The sequence below is a fragment of the Thiolapillus sp. genome (assembly GCF_048562965.1).
Classification (GTDB): domain Bacteria; phylum Pseudomonadota; class Gammaproteobacteria; order Chromatiales; family Chromatiaceae; genus Thiolapillus; species Thiolapillus brandeum_A.
This window is the reverse complement of record NZ_JBHNMF010001119.1, coordinates 1-869: the sequence shown is the minus strand read 5'-3', so window position 1 is coordinate 869 and position 869 is coordinate 1. Positions and strand designations below refer to the sequence as shown.

1 protein-coding gene and 1 pseudogene are annotated in these 869 nt (G+C 54.7%); one reads left to right on the top strand and one right to left on the bottom strand.

What is annotated here, in order from left to right:
• Nucleotides 1-376 precede the first annotated feature (376 nt).
• Entirely contained in the window at nt 377-715 is a 339-nt protein-coding gene (mobA, locus tag ACOCD2_RS22710) for a plasmid mobilization protein MobA (RefSeq protein ID WP_293653627.1), read from the top strand.
• A gap of 34 nt (nt 716-749) precedes the next feature.
• On the opposite strand, the pseudogene ACOCD2_RS22705 reads toward mobA, so the two are convergent.
• A pseudogene (locus ACOCD2_RS22705) lies at nt 750-869 on the bottom strand (transposase); the annotation flags it as partial.

Genomic DNA, 869 nt, shown 5'->3' with positions numbered 1-869 from the left:
GGAATATACTGCTCTGGACGGTGCGTTTTTCTCGCATTGTTACCTCCGGTGCTGGAATGGTTTTCTTATGTATCAATGCTTTAGATCATAATTGTACCATCCTGCACCGGATTTCTCATCATCTTTTTTCGGTTTTTCAATTGAATTTCAATGACTTGGCATTTATAGACGGGAACTAGCTAGTATCTTAATGCTAGAAGGCTAGGACAGGATGGTGTTTCGGCGACAACGGTGCAAGCACCGTCATCACCGACCGGTCACCGTGGACGGGCTGCGCCCTCCCCACGGTTCCCTAATAACACACACTGTTCAGTGGGCAGCAGCCCCCCGCCCCCCCCACACGCTGCCGCGCTTTTTTGCCGTAGGAGAAAGGAAGGTGACAGACCAGCTTCACGACCATTGCGGACGATTCGCCCGCAATCCCGACCCGCGAGGCAAGCGGATCAACATCCGCCTGACGGCTTCGGAGTTCGCCGAGGTCAACGACCAGGCTGAGGCCGGGGCGCTCAGTCTATCCGAGTATTGCCGCCGCCGGGTGCTGGGCCGGCGAGTGATGAGCCAGACCGATCAGGTCATGATCCGCGAGCTACGCCGGATCGCCGGTTTGCAAAAACACCTGTTCAATGACACCGAGGCCGGCAAGGTCCACGCACAGGAAACCGCCGAGATACTGCACTTGATCAAGGGCGCAATCATGGGGTTATCCGAACGATGATCGCCAAGATCCCATCAAAGCGCAGCGACGGAAAAAGCAACTTCGATATCGACACCTTTGGCGGCACCTTCACCAGCAGATGCACATGATCTGGCTGCACATTCAATTCGATTACCCGACATCCCAGTCGACTGCTATACACCTGAATACAATT